The organism is Pseudomonas sp. P9_2 (assembly GCF_034008255.1).
GTDB lineage: Bacteria > Pseudomonadota > Gammaproteobacteria > Pseudomonadales > Pseudomonadaceae > Aquipseudomonas > Aquipseudomonas synxantha_A.
In genome coordinates this window covers 3,838,670-3,864,819 of sequence record NZ_CP125376.1, presented here as the reverse complement: position 1 = coordinate 3,864,819, position 26,150 = coordinate 3,838,670, and the positions used below count along the sequence as shown (strand labels likewise).

The window sequence follows — 26,150 nt, the reverse complement described above, 5'->3', positions numbered from 1 at the left end:
ATGACCCGCTTGAACCCTCTGCCCTGGTTAATCCTGGGCTTTGCCGTTTTTTTCCTGCTGCCCCTGGGCTTTCACGGCCTGTGGATTCCGGATGAAACCCGTTATGCCCAGGTCAGCCAGGAAATGCTGATGAGCGGCAACTGGGTAGCGCCGCACTTTATGGGCGTGCGTTATTTCGAAAAACCCGCCGCGGGCTATTGGCTGATTGCCCTGGGCCAGGCGGTGTTTGGCGAAAACCTGTTCGGCGTGCGCATCGCCTCGGTCCTGGCCACGGCGTTGAGTGTGCTGCTGGCCTACCTGATCGCGCGGCGCCTGTGGAACGACCCACGTAAAAGCTTCGCCTGCGCCCTGCTCTATATGAGCTTTGGCCTGGTGGCCGGGCAAGCCGGGTATTCCAACCTTGATCCGCAATTTACCTTGTGGGTCAACCTGAGCCTGGTCGCCCTGTGGTTTGCTCTCGACAGCCCCACCTTACGTGGGCGTCTGGGTTGCTGGGCCTTGTTGGGGCTGGCGTGCGGCATGGGGTTCATGACCAAGGGGTTTCTGGCATGGCTGCTGCCGGTATTGGTCGCGGTGCCTTACCTGATCTGGCAGCGCCGCGTCGATGAGTTGCTGCGCTACGGGCCGGTGGCGATTATGGTCGCGGTACTGGTTTGCCTGCCGTGGGCATTGGCGATCCATGTGCGGGAACCGGATTACTGGCGCTTTTTCTTCTGGCACGAACACATTCGCCGCTTCGCCTCCGACAATGCGCAACATGCGCGGCCGTTCTGGTTCTTCCTGCCGATCATGGTCGTGGCGTGTCTGCCGTGGGCCGCATTACTGCCGACAACACTGTGCAAGGCCTGGAACGAAAAACGCCAGCCGGCGATCGCCTTTCTCGCCCTGTGGTGGCTGCTGCCCCTGGGCTTTTTCAGCCTGAGCAAAGGCAAGTTGCCGACCTACATCATGCCCTGCCTGCTGCCCCTGGCGCTGCTGATGGGCCACGGTTTGATCGACCTGATCAAGCAAGGCAAGGCACGTACGATTGTGATCAACGGCGCGGTCAATTTCGTTCTCGGCATGGCGGCCATGGTCGGGCTGATTTACCTGCAAATCACCGACCCGCTGTACGGCAACAGCCACGCCGAGATGTTCAGCCTGTCCCTGGCTTTTATCGTGCTGCTGGGCTGGATCCTCGCCAACCTGTTGCAAGCGGTGCGCCCGCTGACGTTGTGGGCGATGCCGGCGCTGGGCATTGGCTTGCTGGTAGCCCTGTTGCCGGCGGGAATGCCGCAGTTGATAGCGGATAACGAAATGCCCGACCAGTTCGTGCTTGAGCACCTGGACGAACTGCAACACACCCGTGCTTTGCTGAGCAACGAACTGGGCCTGGCATCGGCCTTGTCATGGCGCCTGCGTGAGCCAGAGGTGGCGTTTTACGGCACCGAGGGCGAGCTGCGCTACGGCTTGCATTACGAAGAAGCGGCGCACCGCAAGGTCACGCTCGACAACGTGCAAGCCTGGTTGGCCGAAGCCCGCGAGCGAGGTTCGGTGGGCGTGCTGATGCGGGTCCGCAGCACCAGCGAACACCGCGAAGAAGGGCAATTGCCGCCCGGCGGCAAGCGCTATCGCAAGGGCAACCTGGTACTGACGATTTACCCCCAACAACCTTGATCGCCTTTGCAGGAACAGCCCATGAGCCTATGGAAAACCGAACGCGGCGCCCTGGTTTTACTGCTGGGCGTCTCGGCCTTGCTTTTACTGCTGGGCCTGGGCAGTCGCGACCTGTGGGGGCCGGAGACACGCTGGGCCAACATCGCCCTGCAGATGCTGCAAAGCGGTGATTACTTCGACCCGTATCTCAAAGGCACGCCGTATTACGACAAACCCCTGCCCTCCTACTGGCTGATCAGCGGCTTCGCCAGCTTGATGGGCGGCCTTGGCCCGTGGTCGTTGCGTCTGTCATCGGTGATTGCGGCGTGGCTGAGTATCTGGCTGGTGTACCTGATCGGCGAACGGCTGTTTCGCAAAGGCACAGGCTTGATCGCCGGCTGGATGCTCGCCACCACCTTCTACTTCCTGTTCTGGGCCAGGGTCGCCACCGCCGACGTGCTGACCGTGTGCGGCGTGCTGGCAGCCGTGTGGTGGTATTGGCGCGGGCCGGAAGACACCACACTTGGGCGCTACACGATGTTTTTCCTGTTGCTGGCAGCGACGTCACTGTTCAAGGGCTTGATCGGTTTTGTCCTGCCTGGGCTGGTGCTGCTGCCGCACCTGCTCAGCCAGCAGCGCTACAAACGCCACCTCAATCTGCGTCTGCTGTTGGCCATGCTGATCGCCGCGGCGTTTTACGCGATTCCTTTCGTACTGTCCCAGCGCTACGGCGCGCCCTCTTATGGCGAGAGCGGTCTGGCGTTGGTGTTCAGGGAAAACGTGGTGCGTTTCTTCGACCCCTTCGATCACATGGGGCCGATCTACACCTACCTGATCTACCTGCCGGTCTACACCCTGCCGTGGGCCCCCTGCTGGCTACTGGGCCTGTGGCTGGCGGTGCGGCACTGGCGCCACACCCCACCCAACGTGCGCTGGCTGGTGTGGGGCCTGGGCCTGTTGTTTGTGTTCTTCACCGCCAGCGGCAGCCGCCGCAGCTACTACGTACTGCCGCTGGTGCCCTTTGCCCAACTGCTCGCAGCCTGGTGGCTGAGCGAACGCCTAAAGAAAAAACCGGCGAGCTGGCCGCGCTGGCAAAAAGGCTTCGGCATCAGCGCAGGCCTGCTCTTGCTGGTGCTGGGGGTGATCTACCCCTGGACTACCGGCAACGGCGGCGTGACCCGCTTCGCCGAGGATGTGCAAGCCCAAGCCGTGAAAAACGCACCATGGGACCAATGGCAAATGGTGCTGGTGGAGGTCGACAACAAGCTGCCCATGTACCTGCAAAACCACGGCAAGCCCTTCTACTACGTCAGCGAAACCCAGGACTACCCCCGCCAGGGCGACAGCGCCGCGTTCATGGCCTGGCTGGAAAAGACCAGCGGCCAAAGGTTCGATCCGCAACACACGATTATCATCGCGCAGTATTCCAGGGAAGACCCGATGCCGCTGGCGTTTCTGGGCGTGGATCATCGAGTGGTCACTACGCAATCGGATAATGGCGAGCGCTTGTTTCAGAAGCGTGAGGGAGGGAGCGTGGCGTTTGTTCCGATGCCACGCTGAGAATCGAAGAGGCGCTGTTTGCAAAGGCTTGGCGTGAGCCCCCTACGGGGTGCATTTAAACTTCGCACACAAACTCGTCAGCCTGCGCCTTGAGCCAATCAAACAACCGAGCGATATCCGGCTCCGACTGACGCCCCTCTCGGCAAATGATGTAATAGGCAGCCGGCGACATCATCACAGGAGCTTTCAGCGCAACCAAGGCTCCCTCCTTCAAGGCGTCATGTACCAGTGCAGTTCTGCCCAACGCAATTCCCCCGCCCTTTACCGCCAGGCTGATAGCCAAACTGGAATCAGGAAAGCGTGGGCCATGGTGATAGGGCGGTGCTTGCAGCCCCTGGAAGGCAAACCAGCTCTCCCACCCTGGACACACTTGATCATCCACCCGATGAATCAATGGGTACTGGGCGATATCCGCCAGGGCAATATCGCCGTGTATACGCGCAAACGCTGGCGAACATACAGGAAATACCGCATCGCGCATCAAAAGCTCGACATGGTGGTCCGGATAGTCGCCGTACCCCATCACCACGGCGACGTCATACTGATGCGCACTCAAGCTGCTGCTGCTCATGTCCGCGCTGGTCAACACCAAATCCAGATTGAACGACGCGTGAGCATGAGAACCATGCATCCTGGGAATCAGCCAGGTTGAGCACAGAGAGGACGTACAGGCGAGGTAAAGCGGTTGAGGTTTACCGGGACTGAGCGAATGCAGCACAGCATCCAGGTCTTTGAAAAAACCTTCGGCCACCGGCAACAGTGCCTGCGCCGCCGGCGTGAGTTTGACGCCCCGTGAGTGGCGCTCGAACAACTGCACCCCCCACCAATCTTCCAGACCTGCGATTTGATGACTGATAGCGCTGGCGGTGAGGTTCAACTCGGATGCGGCACGCGCAAAACTGCCGGTCTGCGCGGCACTCACGAAGGCTTGAAGCATAGGGGTCGGGGGCGGACGTTGGGCCATCAGTTGCTCACTTTGATCAGGATGATCCCGCCAACAATGACGAATGCCGACAGCATTCGCCGCCAGCCAAACCGTTCATGAAAAAACAGTGCGGCAATAATGGTGCCGATAATAACACTGGTTTCCCGCAACGCGGACACCTTGGCTACCGCATCCAGGGACAACGCAAACAACACCAGGCCGTAGGACGCCAGGTAAAACACCCCTCCCAACATTCCTACCCGCCAGTGGCAGCGGATGGCCTGGGTGAATGCCGGACGCGCCTTGATCAACGCCAATAACGGGATCGGGATGCTCTGGAATACCGTCAGATAAATGATGTATTGCAGCACCGTCTCACTGGCTCGCACGCCTTTGGCGTCCACCACCGTATAGGACGCAATGAACGCTCCAGCGCACACCGCCATCAGGATCGGCTTGAGCATGTGCGCCGTCATCCTGCGCACAAATGTCAGGCTGATGATCCCCACGCAAATCATCAGCACACCTGCCATCGCCTGAAACGACAGCTGCTCATGCAGTAAGAAGTAGGAAAAAAGCGCAACCAGTACCGGCGGCACACCACGCATGACCGGGTAAACCTGACCGAAATCGCCGGTCTCGTAAGCCTTGATCAGAAACAATCGATAGATCGTATTGAGCACTACGGAAACCAGCACATAGCCCCACACCTCAAGGCTTGGCACATGAACCAACGGCAGCGCTGCCAGACAGATCAGCAATGCGGTGCCATCGACCATTGCCAAAGTCATAAAGCGACTGCTTCCGGCGCGTACTACGGCATTCCAAGTGGCGTGCATGAAGGCGGAGATCAAGACCAGGGTGATCGCGATATCGGAGTTGTCCATGGGGCTCGGCTTTTGCTGAAAACAGGGAGGAATCAGTTATGCAGGGCAAGCCAGGCATCATGGCTTGCGTAACCACATCCGTAGCATGTAGCGATTGAGATCGCTCAGCCGCTCATCATCATTGATCTGCGCACAGGGAACATTCCTGTCTATGAAATGCGTGCGGGTATGCAGGAACTTGTTGTCGGCAGAAATCAATACCTGCCCTGGTTCAAGCAGTATGCGATGTTGGACTGAAGACTGGTCGAGCACAGCATCCAGTATATTCAGCGCCTGAGTTTGTGCGAGGGTCAACGGGACACCAGCCTTCAGATGAGCCGACTCAATGTAGACACGAAAATACCTGATCAAAGGAATGCCTGCGTCTGAAAAACTCAAGATGGGCGCTTTAAACAGCGTCTCATCCTCGGCCATGCCTCGATTCTCAAAAAAGAAATCGCATTTCAGCTGTGTCAGTACATCTGGAAACGTCATCAGCTCTGCGTAGACCGCGCTCGCATTAATCAGAATGCTTTCACCACCCAGCAGTGCTTTCTGACCACACGCCAAGATCAAATAGTCGATAGGTAGCGGGTCACTCACACCATCGTTGTGTACGTAAGCACCCTGCCGGGTTTGGTGGTATCTGGCACCCTCTTCAATACTCTTACCGCCCCGATCGTATACTTCAATAACCTTATGACCGAGATGATTCTGCACCATTGGCTTTCCCAGCAAAGAGCCAAATGTCCAAATAAGTGATTTGAAGACTGCGAGGCTATCGACTTTAAAACCATCCAAGATCAACACATGAGTTTCATGGTCAATCATGTTTCGAATATTGTTCAATTCCGCATGCAGGATGGGTGAGCTAAGCGGATTGATGCAGGCAGGTGTTGTATCGAAGCGATGATTTTGGCCACTGGACACGACTATATTCTTTGCGCACAACAACTCATCAAATGCGGCTTTTGAAAGTCTGACTTTGGCTGCCTCTTGACGAAAATGACTGACATCCATGTTCATCGCAATCCTTTACGGTGGTGAGTAGAGCCTCCATTTAACTAAGCTCAACCTTGTCCGAAAAAGCGAAACCTCATCAGGGTAGCCATCAACGCTCGTCATGACAGATTTTTCCTACGCCAAAATATGAGCTGTCACTGCTGGCAGTTTTGTCATGGTTTGTAAAGGGCCAGCAAGCCATCTCTCTTTAAATTGCAGGACATTTCCGAGACAATCCCCGCCGCCTTGTGCCGGTTGGAATCGGTGGCTAGTCTGCGATCCGTCACTGCTCATCAGTGATCGGGTTTAGTCGCCCGGATTCCAGTTGTGCGCAAGCTGTCACCCTGTTCATGGTGGCTGTGCGCAGGGCACCTTCGGGTGCGCCGGATCCAACTGGCCGGTCGACTAACCTGCGTACAGCCGCCACCCTCCGTTTAGTCGCGAAGGGGTCGGCTCCTTATCTACCAGTTGGAGCTACACCATGAATAAAGTCTTACCCGACCCACCCTTCGACCCCGCAAAAACCCGTGCCGCGTTCAACCGCGCCATTGACCATTACCTGCCCAGGCAGGGTTTTCACAGCGTCAACGACGATCTGAGTTTTGAAGATGCGTTGCTGTACACCGCCAGCCTGCTCGACAGTGCCTCAGCGACAGCGCTCGATTGTAGCGAGCTGCTGGACAGCCCCGTGCGGGCGAAGATTCTGGCGGTGTGGCATTTGCTGGAGATTGCCAGAACCACAGTGGATCGCTCTATCGAGTGCATGAAGCCCTTGAAGGCAGCACCGTAGAATGTGGGAGGGGGCAAGCCCCCTCCCAGATTGAATGCATTCCAATCCTCAGATCCTGCGGCGGCGGTTGAGGGCGGGAATGGCGGTTTGCGGCACTTCAACGCGCTGGACCTGCGCCACGGTTCTGGCGGCGAGTTGCGCCAGGGTTGGCTGGCTGAACAAGGTGCGTGCGTCCACTTCCAGCCCGGCCTTGCGCAGGCGGGCCACCAGGTTGACTGCCAGCAGCGAGTGCCCGCCCAGTTCGAAGAAGTGGTCGTGGCGCCCTACCCGCTCCAGTTTCAGCACGTCGGCCCAGATGCCGGACATCAAGGTTTCCACTTCGCCCTGGGGCGCTTCGTAGGCACGGCTGAGCACCGCGTCCAGGCCCGGCTCCGGCAGGGCCTTGCGGTCGAGTTTGCCGGCAGGGTTCAGGGGCAGTGCGTCGAGTTGTACAAAGGCGGCCGGCACCATGACTTCCGGCAGTTGCTCCAGCACATGGGCGCGCAAGTCTTCCAGGCTCGGCGCCTGGCCGCGCAGGGTGAAGTAGGCGACCAGGCGCTCATCGCGAATCAGTACCGCCACTTCACGCAGCGCCGGGTGTGCACTCAGGCGCGCTTCGATTTCGCCCAACTCCAGGCGCACGCCGCGCAGTTTGACCTGGAAGTCATTGCGCCCGAGGAATTCCAGATTGCCGTCCGGCAGGTAGCGCACCAGGTCGCCCGTGCGATACAGGCGGTCACCGGCGACGAAGGGGCTGTCGATAAACCGCTCGGCAGTCATCTGCTCCAACCCCAGGTAGCCGCGGGCTACTCCCACACCACCGATATGCAGTTGACCGCTGATGCCTATGGGGACCGGTGCGTCATGGGCGTCCAATACGTACAGGCGGGTATTGTTGATCGGCCGGCCAATCGGCAGTTGCACCGCGGGTACCGGCGCGCCGGGCTCGAGGGTCCAGGCGCTGCTGTCGACCGTAGCCTCGGTAGGGCCGTAGACGTTGTGCAAGCGCACCTTGGGCAAGCGCGCCTGCACGCCACGGGCCAGGGCTTCGGTCAGTTCGCCGCCGCCGCACAACACATCGGTGAGGCTGGTGCACAGCGCCGACTCGTCCAGCTCAAGAAACTGCTGCAACATCGCCGGCACAAACTTGATCACGCTGATGTGCTGCTCGCGAATCAACTGGGCCAGGTACGCAGGTTCACGATGACCATCGGGCCGCGCCAGCACCAGGCGCATACCGTTGCTCAATGGCCAGAACAGTTCCCACACCGAACCGTCAAAGCTGAATGGCGCGCGCTGCAACAAGGCGCCGCCTGCGGCGTCGGGGCACAATTGCGAGCCCCAGTGCAGCAGGTTACCCAGGCCGCGATGTTCGATCATCACGCCCTTGGGGATGCCGGTGGAGCCCGAGGTGTACATCACGTAAGCCAGGTTGGCGATGCTCAAACCCGGTACCGACGGATTGTCGGCCGGCGCCTGGCTCCAGGTGCAGTGGTCGAAGTCGATCACGGGGATTGCAACCTCGCCCGGCACTTCGCGGGTAGCGCCGTGTACCAGCAGCGCCACCGGCTGGCTGTCGGCGAGCATGTAGGCCAGGCGTTCGCGTGGGTAGCTCGGGTCGAGGGGCACATAGGCACCGCCCGCCTTGAGAATGGCCAATAACCCCACCACCAGCTCCAACCCGCGCTCCACACACAGTGCCACCCGCGAGTCGGGCTCTACGCCATGCTCGCGCAGATGAAAGGCCAGTTGGTTGGCGCGTTCGTTGAGTTCGCGATAGGTCAATTGCTGCTCGCCGGCCTGCACCGCGATGGCATCTGGAATGTCCCGCGCATGGGCTTCGAACAGCGCCTGGACAGTGAGGGTTTGCGGGTAGTCCGTGGCGGTGGCGTTGAAGCCTGACAACTGGGTGTGCAACTCGCTGGCGGGCAACACCTGTATGTCGCGAAGCGGCATTTTCGGCGCCTGCTCAAGCGCATCCACCAGGCCATTGAGCACCGTGTCGAGGTAGCTCAGCACCCGCTCGGCACCCACGGTGCGCGGCGCCTTGGCCTTGAGCCGGAAACCGCTGGCCACGTCATCCACCGTCAACATCAGCGGGTAACTGAGGATGTCTTCACTGTTGAGCAAGGCCATGCCCGGTACCAGTTTCAGTTCAAGATCGGCCGAGGTGTGGCGGTAATTGAGCAGACTGTTGAACAACGGTGACACGCCGCTGCAACGCTGGGCCAACGCCAGGGAGGCTTGTTCATGTGCGAGCAAGGCGCTCAGTTGTGTGTGGGTGTCGTGCAGTGCATCCACCACGTTTTGCCCGACCAGGCGCAGGCGCAGCGGCAAGGTGTTGATGAACATGCCCAACGCCCGCTCGGCACCCTCGCCGGCTTGCAAGCGGCCAAGCAGTACGGTGCCGAACACCACATCGTCGCGGCTCGCCACCCGGCTGAGCACCTGGGCCCAGGCCAGGTGGAACAGGCTCGCGGCGCTCACGCCAAGAGCGCGGGCCTGGCTGCGCAGGCGCAGGTTGAGCGCGTCACTGAGCAGGCGTTCGGCTTCTTCGGTCTCGGCACGCTTGGCCTGGCGCTCCTGCACGCCAAACGCCAGGGTCGGCTCGTCCACCTCTGCCAACTGCTGGCGAAAGAACGCCTCGTGCGCAGCCTGGCGCACGGCTGATCGGGCTTGCGCCACCACATTGCGGTACGGCACCGGCACGGGCAATTGCGCCTGTTGGCCGAGCAGATGGGCGCGGATCTCGTCCACCAACAGGGTGGTCGAAGTGGCATCGTTGACCAAGTGATGAAAGCGCAGCCTGGCGATCCAGCGCTGATGGTGAGGTTCTTCGGCGTAGTCCAGGGCCATCAGCGGCGCCTGGCGCAAGTCCAGCGGTTGAGCCGGCTCGCGCAGCGGTTCGACCCGCAACCGCGCTTTTCGCCACACCACCTGCATCGGTTGTTCAAGGGCATCCCACACCAGGCTGGTGCGCAGGATGTCATGGCGGTCGATCACTTGTTGCAGGGCGTGGGCGAAGGCATCCAGCTGCTCGCGGCGCGCAAAGCTGAACAGAGCCTGTTGCTGATACGGGTCGTGCGCATCGGTGATGTGGTGGTAAAGCAAGCCTTCCTGCAACGGCGCCAGCGGGTAGATTTCCTGCACATTCGCTGCCCCACCAGGGATGCTTGCGACAATGCGGTCGAGGCTGGCTTGATCCAGCTCGGCCAGGGCGAGCAGATCAGGGGTGATATGCGTACAGCCCGGCGGAATTCGATTGCCTGGCACCGCCATTTCAGTACCGCCACACGCCGCTGCCAGCGCCGCCAACGTTGGCTGGCCGAACAGCACCTGCACATCGGCACGCAGGCCGGCCTGGCGCATGCGCTGCACCAGTTGCACCGCCAACAGCGAATGCCCGCCCAACTCGAAGAAATGGTCGTGGCGCCCTACTTGCTGCACGTGCAGCAACTCGGCCCAGATCTGCGCAAGGGTAGCTTCCACACCGGCCTGCGCTGCTTCGAAGCGGCGAGTGACAAAGGCTTCCTGGCTGGGTGCGGGCAAGGCTTTGCGGTCGAGCTTGCCATTGGCGGTCAGGGGCAACGCCTCAAGGCGGACATAGGCCGCCGGCACCATATAGTCAGGTAACGAGGCCTGCAGATGGGCGCGCAGGGTTTGAATCTCGACTGGCTCACGCGGGATAAACCAGGCCAGCAATTGCCCTTGGCGAAACTGCACTACCGCGTCCTTGATCGCCGGGTGGGCGGCCAGGGCCGATTCGATTTCCCCCAGCTCGATGCGTACACCGCGGATTTTTACCTGGTCGTCGTTGCGCCCCAGGTACTCAAGATTGCCGTCCGACAGCCAGCGCGCCAGATCGCCGGTGCGGTACATACGCGCGCCGTTGAAAGGATCGTCCAGGAAGCGTTCGGCATTCAGTTCAGGACGGTTAAGATAACCCCGCGCCACGCCCTTGCCGCCCACATACAACTCCCCCACTGCGCCAATCGGCACCGGGCGTTGTTGCGCATCCAGCAGATAAACCTGGGCGTTGGCGACCGGCGCGCCGATATGCAGCGGCTGGCCCACCTCAACGGCTCCAGAGGTGGCAACCACGGTGGCTTCGGTAGGGCCGTAGTTGTTGATCAGTTCAAATGTCTGCGCCTGGGTGAACGTGCGCAGGCGATCGCCGCCAATCAGCAAGGTGCGCAAGGTGGGATGCCCACGCTGCTGGCTGAAGGCGTATTCGGCCACAGGCGTGGGCAGGAAACACACGTCCAGTGGCTGCGCGCGCCACCAGTCGAGCAACGCATCGATATTTTCCGCGCCGTCGTGCGCCGGTGGCAGGTGCAGCGTTGCACCCACGCATAACGCCGGCCAGACTTCCCAGGCCATGGCATCAAAACCAAAGCCGGCGACGCTGGCGGTATGGCTGCCCGCGTGCAGGTCGAACGCCCGGCAGTGCCAGTCCACCAGGTTCGATACGCTGTGGTGCTCCACCATCACGCCCTTGGGCAAGCCGGTGGAGCCGGAGGTGTAAATCACATAGGCCAGGTTCGACGGCGAGACCGCAACCTCGGGGTTACTGTCGATGTGCGAGGTGACCTGCTCCAGCGCGATCACTGGCACCGTGGAGACAGGCAGGCGCTGGCGCAAATCCTGTTGGGTCAGGATTGCCACAGGCGCACTGTCTTGCAGCAGGTAGTCGAGGCGTTCAGCCGGATGGGCCGGATCCAGAGGCACGTAGCAGGCGCCGGATTTGAGCACTGCCAACAACCCCGCCAACGTGTCCAGCCCGCGTCGGGCCAGCACGGCCACGCGATCATCCGGCTGTACGCCGTGTGCCAATAGTTGATGCGCCAGGGCATTGGCCTGACGGTTGAGGTGGGCGTAGGTCAGCTGATGGCCCTGATACACCGCGGCTATGGCGTCGGGCGTGTGTGCGGCTTGCGCTTCAATCCGCCGGTGCAAGGTTTGCGGCAGTGCGTTGGGCTGCACGGTGGCGTTCCAGTGCAGCAGCCGAGCCTGAGCTTCAGGCGCCAGCATGGAAAACTCACCGACCGGCAACGAGGGGTCTTCCAGCCCTTGCTCCAATAGCCAGGTGAAGCCGCGCGCCATCGCCTGGACTTCGTCGTGCTGGAAGTACGCCTCGTTGTAGACGCAATGCAGCCACGCGCTGTCCTGGTAGCGGTTGCTGCGCAGGTGAATGGCGATCGGCAATGCCTCATGGTGGTTGGACACCTTGATGGCACGCGCCTGCACCTGACCAAAACGCAGGTCATGGTCGTCCTGCTCGAACGACACCGACAGGTCGAACAACTGCCCGCGATCGGTTCGTCGCAGGCCCAGCTCACGGTTCATCTCGCTTAACGGGAAGCGCTGATGGCGGAAATCCTGCTTGAGCTGATCGCGTATGCCGCGCACCAGCTCACCAAAAGGCAACCCTTCGCTGAACTGAAAACGCACCGCACTGACCTGGGCAAACATGCCGACGGTGGCGCGAAAACGCGCGTTGGAGCGGTTGAGAATCGGCAGCCCCACTACCCATTCCTGGCGTTGACTGGTGCGGCTGAAATACACATACATCGCCGCCAGCAACACATGAAAAGCCGACGCCTGGCAGCGGTTGGCGACCTGCTCCATACGGTTGAGCAGCGCCACCGCAAACCCTTCCAGGAAGGTGTTGCTCGACGCCTTGGTGGTTTGCTTCGGCGTCAGCAGTGGCTCGGGCAGTACCTGGAACTTGTCCAGCCAATAGTCGCGGTCACGGGCGCAACGGGCCGAGTGCAGGTAGCGCTGGTCGTTGTCGATAAAGTCGATATAGGACGGTGCGAACGGCTCCACGTGCCGGCCCTGCTCCAGGGCGGTGTACAACTGCGCGAGGGATTGCAGCAACTGGCCGAAGCCCCAGCCGTCGAGAATCAGGTGGTGGGCCTGGGTACCGAGGCGGTAGTGGTCATCATCAAGTTTGACCAGAAAAAACCGCCACAACGGTTCGCCGTGCATGGCATAGGGCCGGGCCATTTGCGCCTGCATCAAGGCTTGCGTCGCCGCGGGTGGATCGGGTAGCACGGAAAAATCATGAACCGCCACCTCCACACTCAGTTCGGGGGCGAATGTTTGCCCAGGCATGCCGTTGGCGTCGGTATGCAGTTGGGTGCGCAACGCATCATGCCGAGCCACCAGCAGGGCGACAGCACGCTGCATGCGTTCGGGCACGACCGGGCCGGCAAAATCCAGATAGCCGCCAATGTTGTACAACGGCGAATCGCCCACGCGCATCTGATCGAGCCAAATGTCCTGTTGGGCGGCAGTGAGGGGGAAGCTGGCCGGCTGGCGGGAGGAATACTGCATAAGATCCTTCTCATGGGGGTCAGGCACTGGCCGCGCAGGGTGGCCCATTACGCCGAATTTGCCGGATTTGAGCATGGGGGGCCGCAGGCGTCTGTCACCCGAAACCCGGACATTCAAATGGATGGAACGGGCTTGGCGGGTCGTTCATTGCTGAAACGATTAAAGCGCTGTAGGAAATTGGCTATACATGGCCGATGCTGGCACTTTGAAATTCTGCAAGGATTTAAACTTTTACCTTAAATATCATCCAGTTAATTAAAACTAAAAATACCTTGCGAGCGTTCGTTGCCGGTTTTATTGACCAGAAACGTCGGAATAATGACGCAGATTTTATGGCAGTTTGTGTCCCGCGTTTCCGCTACATACGTAGGACAATTCCATATGGCTAAATAAAAACTCGAACGCCGAGTCACGTTCAAGCAGTACGGATCGCCCCGCCGCAGCCCGGAGCCTCCGCAGACGGTTTTCGACATCAAGGATGAGATGGCTATGAATCTGACCCGCAGTATTGGCGACACACAGGGCCCGCATTTTTATGCCGAAATGGGCGAGTTGATTTCAAACAGCGGCCATGAACGCTTCGCCGCAGACATGTTGCATCTGGTGGACAAATGGGTGCCGATTCACCTGGTGGACCTCAGCGAATGGACGCTCGATGAGCTGCGCGACCGCGTGCTCGACATCAAGCTGCTGGGCAGCGCCGGGCTGAAAAAGGAGTTGTCTGTACCCCAGACACTGCACCCGTTGAACGACCACCCGCTGATGCGCGAAATGCTGCGCATGCAAGACCCGTTGTTGATCCAGATGAAAGCCAAGGCCAACAGTGCGCACCCGTTGGGCAGTTCGCACCAGTGCAATCTGGTATCGCGCCAGGGGAACCGACGCTGTGTGATTTCGTTCTACCGGCCGCCAACCCAACGTGGGTTTTCCCTGGCTGAGTTGTCGTTTCTCAAGTGCTTGTCGGACACCCTGTTGCCGTTGATGGAGCGGCACGCGCAACTGCTGCGCCAGGTGCCGCACGCCGAGACTGAGCCGGCCCACACCCTGCTGGAACAATCGCAATTGCAGCGCGAGTTCTACAAGCGCCTGGCTCTGAGCGATATCACCCTTTCGGCGCGCGAGCAGGAAGTGTGCCTCGGCCTGCTGACCGGCGGCACCGTGCCGCAGATCGCGGAAAAACTCAGTGTAAAAAACAGCTCGATCGAAACCTACCTCAAGCGCGCCGCCGCCAAGCTGGGCGTGAGCGGTCGGCATGGCCTGGCCAAATGGATGGTGGGCGCCTGATGAACAAACGGATGCTTTGCTGCGTCGGCATGGCGTGGACGCTCAGTGGCTGTTCGCTGATCCCCGAGTATCAGCGGCCAGCGGCGCCGACGCCTGCGCAGTATCCTCAAGGCGGCGTGTACAGCCTGGCGCAGGCCGGCGACCTGACGCAGAATCCGGATTGGCAGCAGCTGTTCCACGACCCTGCGCTGCAACGGTTGATTGCCGATGCCCTGGTCAACAACCGCGACCTGCGGGTGGCCGCCCTGAATGTAGAGGCGTTCCAGGCGCAGTATCGTATACAGCGCGCTGATCTGTTCCCGGCGATCTCCGCCAGCGGTGCCGGCAAGCGTCAGAAATTACCAGGTAACGTGACAGGCACCGGCAAATCGGCGATCACCTCCAACTATTCCGCCACCTTGGGCCTGAGCGCTTATGAGCTGGACCTGTTCGGCCGCGTGCGCAGCCTCAGCGAACAGGCGTTGCTGACTTACCTGGGCACCGAAGAAGCCCGGCGCAGTGCGCAATTGAGCCTGGTGGCGAACGTGGCCAACGCCTACCTGACCTGGCGCGCCGATCAGGAACTACTGGCCCTGGCCGAGCAAACCCTGGTGGCCAACGACCATAGCTGGCAACTGACCAGCCGCAGCAAAAACGCAGGCAAAGCTTCGGCGCTGGAGGTGGTGCAAGCCCGTACCGCAGTGGAAAGCACCCGCGCCAGCGTCGCTCGCTATGAACGCCAGGTCGCCCAGGACCTTAACAACCTCGTGCTGCTGGTGGGCGGCCCGGTGGATGAGCATCTGCCCGCTCGCCCGCTGGCCGATGATCTGGTCGCCCGCGTCCCCGCCGGGTTGCCCTCCGACCTGCTGCAACGCCGCCCGGATATCCTCCAGGCCGAATACCAGTTGCAGGCGGCCAACGCCAATATCGGCGCCGCCCGTGCTGCGTTCTTTCCGTCCGTGACCCTCACGGCCAATGCCGGCAGCACCAGCAAGGAGCTGTCGGGGCTGTTCAAGGGCGGCGCGGGCACCTGGACCTTCCAGCCGCAAATCAACCTGCCGATCTTCAACGCCGGCAGCCTGCGTGCCAGCCTCGATTACGCCAAGTTGCAGAAGGACATCACGGTGGCCCAGTACGAAAAGTCCATCCAGAGCGCCTTCCAGGAAGTCGCCGACGGCCTTGCCGCTCGCCAGACCTTCAACGACCAACTGGATGCGCAACGGGATTTCGTTGCCGCCAACCAGAACTATTACGACCTGGCCCAGCACCGCTACCGCAGCGGCGTGGACAGCAACCTGACGTTCCTCGATGCGCAGCGTGCGTTGTTCAGCTCGCAACAGGCGTTGATCGTGGACAGGCTGGCGCAGCTGGTGGCGGAGGTGAACCTGTATACGGCGTTGGGTGGGGCGTGGCGCGTCAACGCAACGCCGACTGCCGCAACCGATACTCCCCCGGCGTCATCTGCGCATACCGCAGGAAAAACCGGCTGAAATACGCCGGGTCCTTGAACCCCAGCTGGTAGCAGATTTCATTTGCAGAACTGCCGGTAAACAACAGCAGGCGTTTGGCCTCTTGCATCAGGCGTTCAAGAATCAGGCGCTTGGAGGGCAGGTCGGCGATGCGTCGGCATACCTCATTGAGGCGTGCCTGGGTCACGCCGATGGCCTGGGCATAACGCGCCAGCGGCCAATGCTCCAGGTAATGGGCTTCGATCAGTTCGTTGAAGCGGTGAAAAATCCGCAGGTCTTCATGGGCCGTCGGCCGTGCCGGCAGGGCGTGGGCGCACAGGCGCAGCAGGCGGATCATGATCAGGCGCGTCAGGCTGTCGAGGGCGGCCGCGCGCCCTGCCCGTTCGGCGTTGATCTCGCCGCACAGTTCTTCGAAAAGCTGGTCCAGCCCTTCGGCGTCGGCACCCAGCGCGACACACGCAGCCCCGGAGGCGAGGCTGGGGTCGGCGTCGATCAAGCCCCACACCAGTTGCTGGCGCACCGTCAGCACATGCCCGTCGGCATCGGCTTCGGTGACGAAGGCGTGGGCCACCGTGGGCGGCGTGAGAAAAAACATCGGCCCTGCTTCGACGTACTGGCGGTCGTCCAGATACACCCGCACCGCGCCACTCTTGACGTAATGCACCTGGAAAAACCGGTCATGGCGATGCACGGCCATATTGCGCCCGAAAAAACCTGCCAGGTTGCCCAGCTTGTCGTAATGCACCTCGGCGTCGCTGTAACGCTGGTCGTAGACCTGCCCGAGGTTGATGTTGGGAATCGGCTGCACGTCGCCCTCTTCTTGTTGTTGTGATGCCATCGGAGTGTGCCACGCTTGACGGTAGTTAACATATTAATTATAACGTTAACAACTTAACGAACTGCCTATGCAGCCGTCGTCACCGCCAGGAGAAACGCATGAGCCGTACCCTGCATGATGTTGCCAGCGGCACCCTGTTCGGCGTTGCGCTGAACTACCAGGGCCTGCTGGACCAACATCTCGCCGCCTTCGCGCAGGCGCCCTACCAGAAGCCGCCAACCAAGCCGGTGTTGTTCATCAAGACGCCCAACACCCGCAATGCCCATGGCGGCGTGGTGCTGCAGGCTGCAGGCGAGCGCCTGCAACCGGGCCCGGCGCTGGGCGTGGTGATCGGCCAACGCGCCAGCCGCGTCAGCCTGGACAATGCCATGGCCCATGTGGCCGGGTATGTGGTGGTCAACGAATTCAGCCTGCCGGAAGACAGCTACTACCGCCCTGCCGTCAAAGCCAAATGCCGCGATGGGTTTTGCGCCTTGGGCCCGCAAGTGATTGCGCGGGATCAAGTGGCCAACCCCAACGAGCTGGCCCTCAAGCTCTTCGTCAATGGCGAGCTGCGCCAGCAAAACTCCACCGCCCGTTGGGTGCGCGATATCCCGCAATTGATCGCCGAGATCAGCGAGTTCATGACCCTGCACCCCGGTGATGTGCTGATCACCGGTACACCGGAGGGCCGCGTGGATGTGCAGCCGGGTGATCGCGTTGAAGTTGAAATCACTGGCGTCGGCCGCCTGCTCAATATCGTTCAGGCGGAGGCACTGGCATGAAGCGCGCACGTATCCGTTTTGAAGGTCAGATCCATGCCGTGCAGGTAGACGACGATCACAGCGTGCGCCTCAGCGATGGCCGGCGGCTTGCCGAAGATCAGGTGCAATGGCTGCCGCCCGCCACCGGCAATATGTTCGCCCTGGGCTTGAACTACGCCGATCACGCCGCCGAACTGGCCTTCACACCGCCGACCGAACCGCTGGCCTTTATCAAGTCGGTCGGCACCTACACCGGTCACCGCCAGGTCACCTGGCGCCCAGACAACGTCGCCTACATGCACTACGAGTGCGAGCTGGTGGCGGTGATCGGCAAGACCGCGCGCAACGTCAAGCGCGCCGACGCCCTGGATTACCTGGCCGGTTACACGGTGTGCAACGACTACGCGATCCGCGACTACCTGGAAAACTACTACCGCCCCAACCTGCGGGTTAAAAACCGCGACGCCACCACCCCGGTGGGCCCCTGGATCGTCGACGTGGCCGATGTGCCCGACCCAGGCAACCTGAAGTTGCGCACCTGGATCAACGGCGAGCTGCGCCAGGAAGGCAGCACCCAAGACATGATTTTCGATATCCCCTACCTCATCGAATACCTGTCCAGCTTCATGACCCTGCAACCCGGCGACATGATCGCCACCGGTACGCCCGAGGGCCTGGCCGATGTGGTGCCGGGGGATGAAGTGGTGGTGGAAGTCGAAGGTGTAGGCCGCCTGGTCAACCGTATTGTCAGTGAGGCGGCGTTTTTTTCCGCCGTCAACGAGGCTTGAACAACATGATCAAACACTGGATCAACGGCCGTGAGGTCGAGAGCAAAGACGTATTCATCAACTACAACCCGGCCACCGGCGAGGCCATCGGCGAAGTCGCCAGCGGTGGTGCCGATGAAGTCGCACAAGCCGTGGCGGCGGCCAAGGAGGCGTTTCCCAAGTGGGCCAACACCCCGGCCAGGGAGCGCGCACGCTTGATGCGCAAGCTCGGCGAATTGATTGAGCAGAATGTGCCACGCCTGGCCGAACTGGAAACCCTCGACACCGGCTTGCCGATCCACCAGACCAAAAACGTGCTGATCCCACGGGCCTCGCACAACTTCGACTTTTTCGCCGAAGTCTGCACCCGCATGGACGGCCACAGTTATCCGGTGGATGACCAGATGCTCAACTACACCCTGTACCAGCCGGTAGGCGTGTGCGGGTTGGTGTCGCCATGGAACGTGCCGTTCATGACCGCCACCTGGAAGACCGCGCCGTGCCTGGCGCTGGGCAATACCGCTGTATTGAAAATGTCGGAGCTGTCGCCACTGACCGCCAATGAACTGGGACGCCTGGCGGTGGAAGCCGGGATCCCCAACGGCGTGCTCAATGTGATCCAGGGCTACGGCGCGACCGCTGGTGATGCACTGGTACGCCATCCGGATGTACGGGCGATTTCCTTTACCGGCGGCACTGCCACCGGCAAGAAAATCATGCAGACCGCGGGCCTTAAAAAGTACTCCATGGAGCTGGGCGGCAAGTCGCCGGTGCTGATTTTTGAAGACGCCGACCTGGAGCGCGCCCTCGACGCCGCACTGTTCACGATCTTCTCCCTGAACGGCGAGCGGTGCACCGCCGGTAGCCGTATCTTTATTCAGGAAAGTGTCTACCCGCAATTTGTCGCCGAGTTCGCGGCGCGGGCCAAGCGCCTGATCGTGGGCGACCCGCAGGACCCCAAGACCCAGGTCGGCTCGATGATCACCCAGGCCCATTACGACAAGGTCACCGGCTACATCAAGATCGGTCTGGAGGAAGGCGCCACACTGCTGGCCGGCGGCCTGGAGCGCCCGGCCAACTTGCCGGCGCACCTGAGCCGCGGCCAGTTTATCCAGCCGACGGTGTTTGCCGATGTGAACAACCGGATGCGCATCGCCCAGGAAGAAATCTTTGGTCCGGTGGTGTGCCTCATCCCGTTCAAGGACGAAGCCGAAGCGCTGCAACTGGCCAACGACACCGAATACGGGCTGGCGTCCTATATCTGGACCCAGGACATCGGCAAGGCTCATCGGCTGGCGCGCGGTATTGAGGCGGGCATGGTATTTATCAACAGCCAGAACGTGCGCGATTTGCGTCAGCCCTTTGGCGGGGTGAAAGGCTCGGGCACCGGGCGCGAGGGTGGCCAGTACAGCTTTGAAGTGTTTGCCGAGATCAAGAACGTGTGTATTTCCATGGGCAGTCATCACATTCCGCGCTGGGGTGTGTAGCCCAGGATCAAACAAGCCTCCTGTGGGAGCCGGGCTTGCCCGCGATGCAGACACCGCAGTCCTTCAGCCTTACCGAGTCGATGCAATCGCAGGCAAGCCAGCTCCCACAGGGACCTCACAAGCCTTACAAGAATAATTATTCAGGAGAATCATCATGGGCGAAGTGGTTCTGGCAGCGAAGATCTGCCACGTACCGTCGATGTACCTGTCGGAACTGCCCGGCAAACATCACGGCTGTCGCGAAGCGGCGATTGCCGGGCACAAGGAAATCGGCCGGCGCGCCCGCGAACTGGGGGCCAATACCGCCGTGGTGTTCGACGTGCACTGGCTGGTCAACAGCGGTTATCACGTCAACTGTGGCGAGCAGTTCCAGGGCACCTACACCAGCAACGAGCTGCCGCACTTCATCAAGAACATGGATTACGCCTACCCCGGCTGCCCCGAGTTGGGCGAGCTGATCGCCGCCGAAGCCAACCTGGCCGGCGTGCGCAGCATGGCCCATAACATCCCGAGCCTGGAGCTGGAATACGGCACGCTGGTGCCCATGCGCTACATGCACATGGGAGTGCCCGAGGATCAAAAACTCAAGGTGATTTCCATCGCTGCCTGGTGCGCCTGGCATCGCCTGGAAGACAGCTTTGCCTTCGGCGCCGCTGTGCGCCGGGCGATCGAAAAGAGTGACCGAAAAGTGCTGGTGCTGGCCTCCGGCTCACTGTCCCATCGGTTCTCGGATGACCGCCAGGCTGAAGCGAATATCCACAACTGGACCCGCGAATTCGATAAGCAAATGGACCTGCATGTGGTGGACATGTGGAAGCAAGGCCGCTTCAAAGAGTTCTGCGCGATGCTGCCGGACTACGCCGAACACTGCTTTGGCGAAGGCAAGATGCACGACACCGCTATGCTCCTGGGCCTGCTGGGTGGGCCGGACTATGCCCAGCCGGCCGAGATCATCACGCCGCCGTTCGGCAGTTCGGGCACTGGCCAGATCAACGCGATTTTCCCGCTGTAGCTTTGGGAGAAACCTATGCCGCACTTTATCGCTGAGTACACCGACAACCTTGAACCTCAGGCCGATTTGCCTGGCCTGTTTGAAAAAATCCACCGCGTGCTGGGCGACAGTGGCGTGTTTCCGTTGGGCGGCATCCGTAGCCGTGGTGTGCGCCTGGACACCTGGCGCATGGCCGACGGCAAGCATGACTACGCCTTCGTGCACATGACCCTCAAGGTCGGCCACGGCCGCGACCTGGCCACGCGCCAGGCGGTGGCCGAAGCCGTGTTCGCGGTGATCACCGCGCACTTCGCCCAATTGCAGGCGCAGCGGTTGTTGGCGCTGTCGTTCGAGATGGTCGAGTTGCACCCACAGCTCAACTTCAAGCAGAACAATGTGCATGCGTTCCTGAATAACGCGGCGGGATAAAAACCTGCCCTCCCCTCACGGCCACTCAGACAAAAAGTACAACATCATGAGCACAGCCCACTCCACTGCAAGCCTGCGGCTTGCCGAGCACGACCGCACCCATCGTTTGGTGACCTGGCGCCTGATGCCCTTGTTGCTGGTGTGTTACCTGTTCGCCCACCTGGACCGTATCAACATCGGCTTCGCCAAGATGCAGATGAGCCACGACCTGCAGTTCAGCGACACGGTGTACGGCTTTGGCGCCGGGCTGTTTTTCATTGCCTACGCGCTGTTTGGCGTGCCCAGCAACATGGCCCTGGACCGGGTCGGGCCACGGCGCTGGATCGCCTGCCTGATGGTGGTGTGGGGCCTGCTCTCCACCGGCATGTTGTGGGTGGAAAGTGCTAGGGGCTTCTACGTGCTGCGCTTTTTGCTGGGGGTGGCCGAGGCCGGGTTTTTCCCGGGGATTCTGGTGTTTCTGAATCGCTGGTACCCGGCGCGGCGACGCGCCCAGGTCACCGCCTTGTTTGCCATCGCAGTGCCCATGGCCGGGGTGTTGGGCGGGCCGATTTCCGGGGCGATCCTGGAGAACTTCCACGACGTGGGCAGCCTGCGCGGCTGGCAATGGATGTTCCTGATCGAAGGTGCGCCCGTGGTGCTGCTGGGGCTGGTGGTGCTCAAGTGCTTGCCGGACAGTTTCGAAGTGGTGCACTGGTTGAGCAGCGAACAAAAACAGCAACTGCGCACCCAGTTGAGCAACGAAGAACAGCGCAAGACCATCACCTCGTTCAGCGGCATCCTGCGAGATCCGCAAGTGTGGCTGCTGGTGGCCGTGTACTTTGCGGTGATGCTGGCGGTCAACACCCTGGCCTTCTGGATGCCAAGCCTGATCCACGGCGCCGGTATCGGCCGCGACAGCCAGGTCGGCTTGCTCAGCGCCGTGCCGTACCTGGCCGGTTGCTTCTTCATGCTCGGCTGTGGGCGCTCGTCCGATCGCCACCGCGAGCGTCGCTGGCATTTATGCGTGCCCCTGCTGATGGCCGCTGTCGGCATTGCCGTCGCGGGCCTGGCGCCCGGCAATGCGCTGCTGGTGATGAGCGGGTTGGTGGTCGCCGGCATGGGCGCCAGCGCGGCGCTGCCGATGTTCTGGCAACTGCCGCCGGCGTTTCTTTCCAACACCACTCAAGCCGCAGGCATCGCCATGATCAGCTCGTTCGGCAGCATCGCCGCGTTCCTCGCCCCCTACCTGATCGGCTGGATGCGCGACGCCACCCAGAGCGCCAGCCTGGCCCTGTACGTACTCGCCCTGTTTATCGCCCTCGGTGGCCTGCTGGTGCTGCGCACTCAGGCCGCCATCGTCAACCCACACTAGAGACCGTTGCCATGCTCGACTCCCAGCAAATCCTCGCGGCCGCCGCCCACCTGGACCGCGCCGAACGCAGCCGCGAACAGGTACGTCAGTTTTCCCTCGACTACCCCGGCATCACCCTCGAGGATGCGTACGCCATCCAGCGCGAATGGGTTGCGCAAAAGATCAAGAACGGGCGCACGCTCAAGGGCCACAAGATCGGCCTCACTTCACGAGCCATGCAGGTTTCTTCGAACATCACCGAGCCCGATTACGGCGCCCTGCTCGATGACATGTTTTTCGACGAAGGCAGTGATATTCCCTTCGAACGCTTCATCGTGCCGCGTGTGGAAGTGGAACTGGCGTTCATCCTTGGCAAGCCGCTCAAGGGCCCGAACTGCACGGTGTTCGACGTGCTCGACGCGACCGAATGGGTGATCCCGGCGCTGGAAATCATCGACGCACGCATCCAGCAGGTCGACCCACAGACCAACGCCACCCGCAAGGTGTTCGACACCATCTCCGACAACGCCGCCAATGCCGGCGTGGTACTCGGTGGCCGGGCTGTGCGCCCCACCGAGATCGACCTGCGCAAAGTGCCGGCGGTGCTGTATCGCAATGGCGTGATCGAAGAGTCCGGCGTCTCGGCGGCAGTGCTCAACCACCCGGCCAAGGGCGTGGCGTGGTTGGCCAACAAGCTGGCGGCGCATGACGTCACCTTACTGCCTGGCCAGGTGATTCTCGGCGGCTCGTTTACCCGCCCGGTGGCGGCCCGCCCCGGGGATACCTTCCACGTCGACTACGACCTGCTCGGTTCGATCGCCTGTCGCTTCGTCTGAACACTGGAGGATTGTCATGGACATGCCTGTCAACCGCTTCAAACAACGCCTGCACAACGGCGAGGTGCAGATCGGCCTGTGGCTTGGCCTCGCCAATGCCTATAGCGCCGAGTTGGCCGCCAATGCCGGTTTCGACTGGCTGTTGATCGACGGCGAACATGCGCCCAACCACCTGCAGGGGATGCTTGCGCAATTGCAGGCCATCGCGCCCTACCCCAGCCAGGCGCTGATTCGCCCCGTGGTCGGCGACACGGCATTGATCAAGCAACTGCTGGATATCGGCGCGCAGACGCTGCTGGTGCCCATGGTCGAAAGCGCTGCCCAGGCCCAAGAACTGGTGCGCGCCCTGCGCTACCCACCCCAGGGTATTCGCGGCGTCGGCAGTGCCCTGGCCCGTGCTTCGCGCTGGAACAGCATCACCGACTACCTCGACCAGGCCGATGCGCAGATGTGCCTGCTGGTGCAGATTGAAAACCGCGAGGGCCTGGCCAATCTGGACGCTATCACCGCCGTCGAAGGGGTGGACGGTGTGTTCATCGGCCCGGCGGACTTGAGTGCGGCCATGGGGCATCGCGGTAACCCCGGGCATCCTGAAGTGCAGGCGGCGATTGAAGACGCCATTGTGCGCATCGTTCAAGCGGGCAAGGCGGCGGGGATTCTCAGTGCGGATGAACGCCTGGCGCGGCGCTATATCGAACTGGGCGCAACGTTCGTGGCGGTGGGGGTGGATACCACGGTGTTGATGCGCGGGTTGCAAAGCCTGGCCGGGAAGTTCAAAGACGTACCGGTGGCTGCCAATACCGGTGGTGTCTACTGAGATCCAATGTGGGAGCTGGCTTGCCTGCGATAGCGGTGTATCAGCGACAAATAAGCCAGCTGACCCGACGCTATCGCAGGCAAGCCAGCTCCCACAGTTGACCGGCGGTGGTTCAGTCATTAGTTCAGCGCTTGATGTTCTTCAAGTCATCCAGCAACCCCAGCAAGGTCTGGAATTTCTCTTCGCCAAGCTGATCCTGCAAACGCTGGTAATTGGCCTCCATGCACTGGCTCATGGACTCGAAACTCGCCTTGCCCTTGTCCGCCAAAGTAATGAGCACCCGGCGCTGGTCCTGTTCGGCCTTGCGTCGGTGCACCATGCCGGCAGCTTCCATGCGCACCAGCACGCCGGTCATGCTCGGCTTTAGGATGCACGCCAGTTCCGCCAGTTGGTAAATCTCCAGCTCACCGTGCTGTTCGAGGATGCGGATGATGCGCCATTGCTGTTCGGTCAGGCCGTGTTCATTCAGGGACGGGCGGAAAAAACTCATCGCGGCCTCACGCGCTTGCAGCAAGGCCAGGGTCAGGGATTGTCGAGGTTTGGACATAGGATCAGGGTCACGAAGTATTTAGTTAATAATTTAACGAAACTCTAACATTCCCCGCCAGCGAGCGCGCTATAACTTGTGTGTGCCCTCGCCCGTGGCGCGCTGAATCAAAAACCCGGGCACGCAGGATCAAGACTTCCAGCCCGTCAGGGGCCCTAATGGAGGCATCCGCTTCAGCGCCTTCCTTCACTTTTTCAGGCTGCGCCATGATCAATATCGAAACCCCCACCTATTACACCGCCACCAAGAAATACAACCTCAGTTTCCCCACCCTGGAGCAAGACATCGACGCGGATGTCGTGGTGATCGGTGGCGGCTTTTCAGGGATCAACACCGCGCTGGAACTGGCGGAAAAAGGCATCACCAATATCGTGGTGCTTGAAGCGCGCTACCTGGGCTTTGGTGGCACCGGCCGCAACGGCGGGCAGATCATGGCGGGCATCGGCCATGACCTGGAGAAGATCAAGAAGGACGTGGGCGAAGACGGGCTGCGCCAGGTGTTCGAGATCAGCGACCTGGGCGCCGATATCATCAAGAACCGCATCGCCAAGTACAACATCGATGCCGATTTCTGCCACGGCTACGGCTATATGGGCTTCAACGCCCGCCAGGAAAAAACTCTGCGCGCCTGGGAGAAGGACTTCAAGTCGGTCAACAGTCAGCATGAAATCCGCTTTCTCGGCGGCTCGGATGTGCAGCAGATCATCGGTTCCAACGCCTACACCAGTGCGCTGCTGCACATGGGCGGCGGGCATGTGCATTCGCTGAACCTGCTGTTGGGCGAGGCCACCGCGCTGGCCGGCCATGGGGTAAAGATCTTTGAGAACAGCCCGGCCCTGGAGGTCAGCTACGGCGAACGCATCACCGTGCGCACCGGGCGCGGTTCGGTACGCGCCGGCAAGTTGCTGTGGGCCTGTGACAGCTTTCTCAACAAACTCGAACCGGAACTGCACCGCTCGACCATCAACACCTACGCTTTCCAGATGATGACCGAGCCGTTGTCCGAAGAACTGATCCAGCGCATCAGCCCGATCCGTGGCGCCTACAGCGATATCCGCCCGGTGATCGACTACTACCGCGTAACCAATGAAAACCGCCTGCTGTTCGGCGCCGCGACGCCTTTGGTCGAGCATATTCCCGGCGACCTGAAAGCCTGGAACCGCCACCTGATGCTGAAGATTTTCCCCTACCTCAAGGACGTGAAAATCGACCTGGCCTGGGGCGGCCCGATGGCGTGCAGCCCGAATCTGTTCCCGCAGATCGGCACCTTGCCGGGGCGCAGCAATGCGTTTTTCGTGCAGGGCTATTCAGGCTTTGGCGTCACGCCCAGCCACATCATCTGCAAGGTCCTGGCCGAAGGCATGAGCGAAGGCTCGGCGCGCTATGACCTGGTCAGCTCGATCCGCCGCCCGACCATCATCGGCAAGGACGCAATTCGCCCTCTGCTGCTGACGGCGGGCAAATCCTGGCACCAATTGTCCGGCTACTGGAACGGGCGTCGTTGATTCGCTTTTTTCACTCATCAGGAACCACTGCC

General features: G+C 61.1%; 20 protein-coding genes. 14 read left to right on the top strand and 6 right to left on the bottom strand.

Annotation, left to right across the window (positions count from 1 at the left end):
- Together arnT and QMK52_RS17350 are read left to right on the top strand one after the other, a co-directional pair.
- Positions 1–1,656, top strand: a complete 1,656-nt coding sequence (gene arnT / locus QMK52_RS17355) for a lipid IV(A) 4-amino-4-deoxy-L-arabinosyltransferase (RefSeq protein ID WP_320403138.1) — start codon at positions 1–3, stop codon at positions 1,654–1,656.
- Between the two features lie 21 nt (positions 1,657–1,677).
- On the top strand, positions 1,678–3,195 hold the full coding sequence (locus QMK52_RS17350; protein WP_320403137.1) for an ArnT family glycosyltransferase: 1,518 nt from the start codon (positions 1,678–1,680) through the stop codon (positions 3,193–3,195).
- A 55-nt stretch (positions 3,196–3,250) separates the two neighbouring features.
- On the opposite strand, the gene QMK52_RS17345 is transcribed toward QMK52_RS17350, so the two are convergent.
- From QMK52_RS17345 to QMK52_RS17335, 3 genes are read right to left on the bottom strand one after another with little or no spacing between them, the layout of a single operon-like run.
- Positions 3,251–4,159: a LysR substrate-binding domain-containing protein gene (locus QMK52_RS17345; RefSeq protein WP_320403136.1), complete on the bottom strand. Its 909-nt coding sequence runs from the start codon at positions 4,157–4,159 to the stop codon at positions 3,251–3,253.
- Positions 4,159–5,007 (bottom strand): EamA family transporter, encoded by an 849-nt coding sequence (locus QMK52_RS17340; protein WP_148853579.1) that lies wholly within the window; start codon positions 5,005–5,007, stop codon positions 4,159–4,161. Before QMK52_RS17340 ends, QMK52_RS17345 begins: the two co-directional genes overlap by 1 nt.
- A 57-nt stretch (positions 5,008–5,064) precedes the next feature.
- Positions 5,065–6,006: a TauD/TfdA family dioxygenase gene (locus QMK52_RS17335; protein WP_320403135.1), complete on the bottom strand. Its 942-nt coding sequence runs from the start codon at positions 6,004–6,006 to the stop codon at positions 5,065–5,067.
- A gap of 463 nt (positions 6,007–6,469) precedes the next feature.
- On the opposite strand from QMK52_RS17335, the gene QMK52_RS17330 reads away from it, so the two are divergent.
- Complete coding sequence (locus QMK52_RS17330) at positions 6,470–6,778, top strand: DUF6124 family protein (RefSeq protein ID WP_005789528.1); 309 nt, start codon at positions 6,470–6,472, stop codon at positions 6,776–6,778.
- A gap of 48 nt (positions 6,779–6,826) precedes the next feature.
- Here the strand turns inward: QMK52_RS17330 and QMK52_RS17325 are convergent, their stop codons facing one another.
- Positions 6,827–13,096 (bottom strand): non-ribosomal peptide synthetase, encoded by a 6,270-nt coding sequence (locus QMK52_RS17325; protein ID WP_320403134.1) that lies wholly within the window; start codon positions 13,094–13,096, stop codon positions 6,827–6,829.
- Between the two features lie 489 nt (positions 13,097–13,585).
- Between QMK52_RS17325 and QMK52_RS17320 the strand changes: the two genes are divergently transcribed.
- Together QMK52_RS17320 and QMK52_RS17315 are read left to right on the top strand one after the other, a co-directional pair.
- Positions 13,586–14,380 (top strand): helix-turn-helix transcriptional regulator, encoded by a 795-nt coding sequence (locus QMK52_RS17320; protein ID WP_078821783.1) that lies wholly within the window; start codon positions 13,586–13,588, stop codon positions 14,378–14,380.
- Complete coding sequence (locus tag QMK52_RS17315; RefSeq protein ID WP_320403133.1) at positions 14,380–15,849, top strand: efflux transporter outer membrane subunit; 1,470 nt, start codon at positions 14,380–14,382, stop codon at positions 15,847–15,849. The genes QMK52_RS17320 and QMK52_RS17315 overlap by 1 nt, the downstream gene beginning before the upstream one ends.
- Here QMK52_RS17315 and hpaA read toward each other — a convergent pair.
- Positions 15,776–16,666, bottom strand: a complete 891-nt coding sequence (hpaA, locus tag QMK52_RS17310) for a 4-hydroxyphenylacetate catabolism regulatory protein HpaA (RefSeq protein ID WP_177464424.1) — start codon at positions 16,664–16,666, stop codon at positions 15,776–15,778. The two genes, QMK52_RS17315 and hpaA, sit on opposite strands and share 74 nt — an antisense overlap.
- Positions 16,667–16,764: 98 nt before the next feature.
- Here hpaA and QMK52_RS17305 point away from each other — a divergent pair, with 98 nt between their 5' ends.
- The 8 genes from QMK52_RS17305 (at position 16,765) to hpaI (ending at position 24,066) form a co-directional block, all read left to right on the top strand.
- Positions 16,765–17,430: a fumarylacetoacetate hydrolase family protein gene (locus QMK52_RS17305; RefSeq protein WP_320403132.1), complete on the top strand. Its 666-nt coding sequence runs from the start codon at positions 16,765–16,767 to the stop codon at positions 17,428–17,430.
- A complete protein-coding gene (locus QMK52_RS17300; protein WP_194438692.1) occupies positions 17,427–18,197 on the top strand; it encodes a fumarylacetoacetate hydrolase family protein in 771 nt (256 codons plus the stop codon). The genes QMK52_RS17305 and QMK52_RS17300 overlap by 4 nt, the downstream gene beginning before the upstream one ends.
- 5 nt (positions 18,198–18,202) lie before the next feature.
- Positions 18,203–19,663: a 5-carboxymethyl-2-hydroxymuconate semialdehyde dehydrogenase gene (gene hpaE, locus QMK52_RS17295; RefSeq protein ID WP_032880382.1), complete on the top strand. Its 1,461-nt coding sequence runs from the start codon at positions 18,203–18,205 to the stop codon at positions 19,661–19,663.
- 154 nt (positions 19,664–19,817) lie between these two features.
- Entirely contained in the window at positions 19,818–20,675 is an 858-nt protein-coding gene (gene hpaD / locus QMK52_RS17290; protein WP_194438694.1) for a 3,4-dihydroxyphenylacetate 2,3-dioxygenase, read from the top strand.
- Positions 20,676–20,690: 15 nt separating this feature from the next.
- The gene (locus tag QMK52_RS17285) at positions 20,691–21,083 is read left to right on the top strand and encodes a 5-carboxymethyl-2-hydroxymuconate Delta-isomerase (RefSeq protein ID WP_005789539.1); all 393 of its coding nucleotides are present in this window, start codon (positions 20,691–20,693) and stop codon (positions 21,081–21,083) included.
- Between the two features lie 46 nt (positions 21,084–21,129).
- Complete coding sequence (locus QMK52_RS17280) at positions 21,130–22,434, top strand: MFS transporter (RefSeq protein ID WP_005789541.1); 1,305 nt, start codon at positions 21,130–21,132, stop codon at positions 22,432–22,434.
- A gap of 11 nt (positions 22,435–22,445) precedes the next feature.
- A complete protein-coding gene (hpaH, locus tag QMK52_RS17275; protein WP_032880377.1) occupies positions 22,446–23,249 on the top strand; it encodes a 2-oxo-hept-4-ene-1,7-dioate hydratase in 804 nt (267 codons plus the stop codon).
- A gap of 16 nt (positions 23,250–23,265) precedes the next feature.
- Positions 23,266–24,066, top strand: coding sequence for a 4-hydroxy-2-oxoheptanedioate aldolase (hpaI, locus tag QMK52_RS17270; protein WP_194438698.1), 801 nt, complete (start codon positions 23,266–23,268; stop codon positions 24,064–24,066).
- 124 nt (positions 24,067–24,190) lie between these two features.
- Here the strand turns inward: hpaI and hpaR are convergent, their stop codons facing one another.
- Complete coding sequence (gene hpaR, locus QMK52_RS17265) at positions 24,191–24,613, bottom strand: homoprotocatechuate degradation operon regulator HpaR (protein WP_005789546.1); 423 nt, start codon at positions 24,611–24,613, stop codon at positions 24,191–24,193.
- 206 nt (positions 24,614–24,819) lie between these two features.
- Between hpaR and QMK52_RS17260 the strand changes: the two genes are divergently transcribed.
- Positions 24,820–26,118 carry an NAD(P)/FAD-dependent oxidoreductase gene (locus QMK52_RS17260; RefSeq protein WP_032880375.1) on the top strand — a complete coding sequence of 433 codons (1,299 nt, stop codon included), beginning with the start codon at positions 24,820–24,822 and terminating at the stop codon, positions 26,116–26,118.
- Positions 26,119–26,150: the final 32 nt, after the last annotated feature.

Coding starts and splice junctions, on each gene's coding strand:
- arnT (WP_320403138.1), top strand. CDS start 1: ATGACCCGCTTGAACCCTCTGCCCTGGTTAATCCTGGGCTTTGCCGTT.
- QMK52_RS17350 (WP_320403137.1), top strand. CDS start 1,678: ATGAGCCTATGGAAAACCGAACGCGGCGCCCTGGTTTTACTGCTGGGC.
- QMK52_RS17345 (WP_320403136.1), bottom strand. CDS start 4,159: ATGGCCCAACGTCCGCCCCCGACCCCTATGCTTCAAGCCTTCGTGAGT.
- QMK52_RS17340 (WP_148853579.1), bottom strand. CDS start 5,007: ATGGACAACTCCGATATCGCGATCACCCTGGTCTTGATCTCCGCCTTC.
- QMK52_RS17335 (WP_320403135.1), bottom strand. CDS start 6,006: ATGGATGTCAGTCATTTTCGTCAAGAGGCAGCCAAAGTCAGACTTTCA.
- QMK52_RS17330 (WP_005789528.1), top strand. CDS start 6,470: ATGAATAAAGTCTTACCCGACCCACCCTTCGACCCCGCAAAAACCCGT.
- QMK52_RS17325 (WP_320403134.1), bottom strand. CDS start 13,096: ATGCAGTATTCCTCCCGCCAGCCGGCCAGCTTCCCCCTCACTGCCGCC.
- QMK52_RS17320 (WP_078821783.1), top strand. CDS start 13,586: ATGAATCTGACCCGCAGTATTGGCGACACACAGGGCCCGCATTTTTAT.
- QMK52_RS17315 (WP_320403133.1), top strand. CDS start 14,380: ATGAACAAACGGATGCTTTGCTGCGTCGGCATGGCGTGGACGCTCAGT.
- hpaA (WP_177464424.1), bottom strand. CDS start 16,666: ATGGCATCACAACAACAAGAAGAGGGCGACGTGCAGCCGATTCCCAAC.
- QMK52_RS17305 (WP_320403132.1), top strand. CDS start 16,765: ATGAGCCGTACCCTGCATGATGTTGCCAGCGGCACCCTGTTCGGCGTT.
- QMK52_RS17300 (WP_194438692.1), top strand. CDS start 17,427: ATGAAGCGCGCACGTATCCGTTTTGAAGGTCAGATCCATGCCGTGCAG.
- hpaE (WP_032880382.1), top strand. CDS start 18,203: ATGATCAAACACTGGATCAACGGCCGTGAGGTCGAGAGCAAAGACGTA.
- hpaD (WP_194438694.1), top strand. CDS start 19,818: ATGGGCGAAGTGGTTCTGGCAGCGAAGATCTGCCACGTACCGTCGATG.
- QMK52_RS17285 (WP_005789539.1), top strand. CDS start 20,691: ATGCCGCACTTTATCGCTGAGTACACCGACAACCTTGAACCTCAGGCC.
- QMK52_RS17280 (WP_005789541.1), top strand. CDS start 21,130: ATGAGCACAGCCCACTCCACTGCAAGCCTGCGGCTTGCCGAGCACGAC.
- hpaH (WP_032880377.1), top strand. CDS start 22,446: ATGCTCGACTCCCAGCAAATCCTCGCGGCCGCCGCCCACCTGGACCGC.
- hpaI (WP_194438698.1), top strand. CDS start 23,266: ATGGACATGCCTGTCAACCGCTTCAAACAACGCCTGCACAACGGCGAG.
- hpaR (WP_005789546.1), bottom strand. CDS start 24,613: ATGTCCAAACCTCGACAATCCCTGACCCTGGCCTTGCTGCAAGCGCGT.
- QMK52_RS17260 (WP_032880375.1), top strand. CDS start 24,820: ATGATCAATATCGAAACCCCCACCTATTACACCGCCACCAAGAAATAC.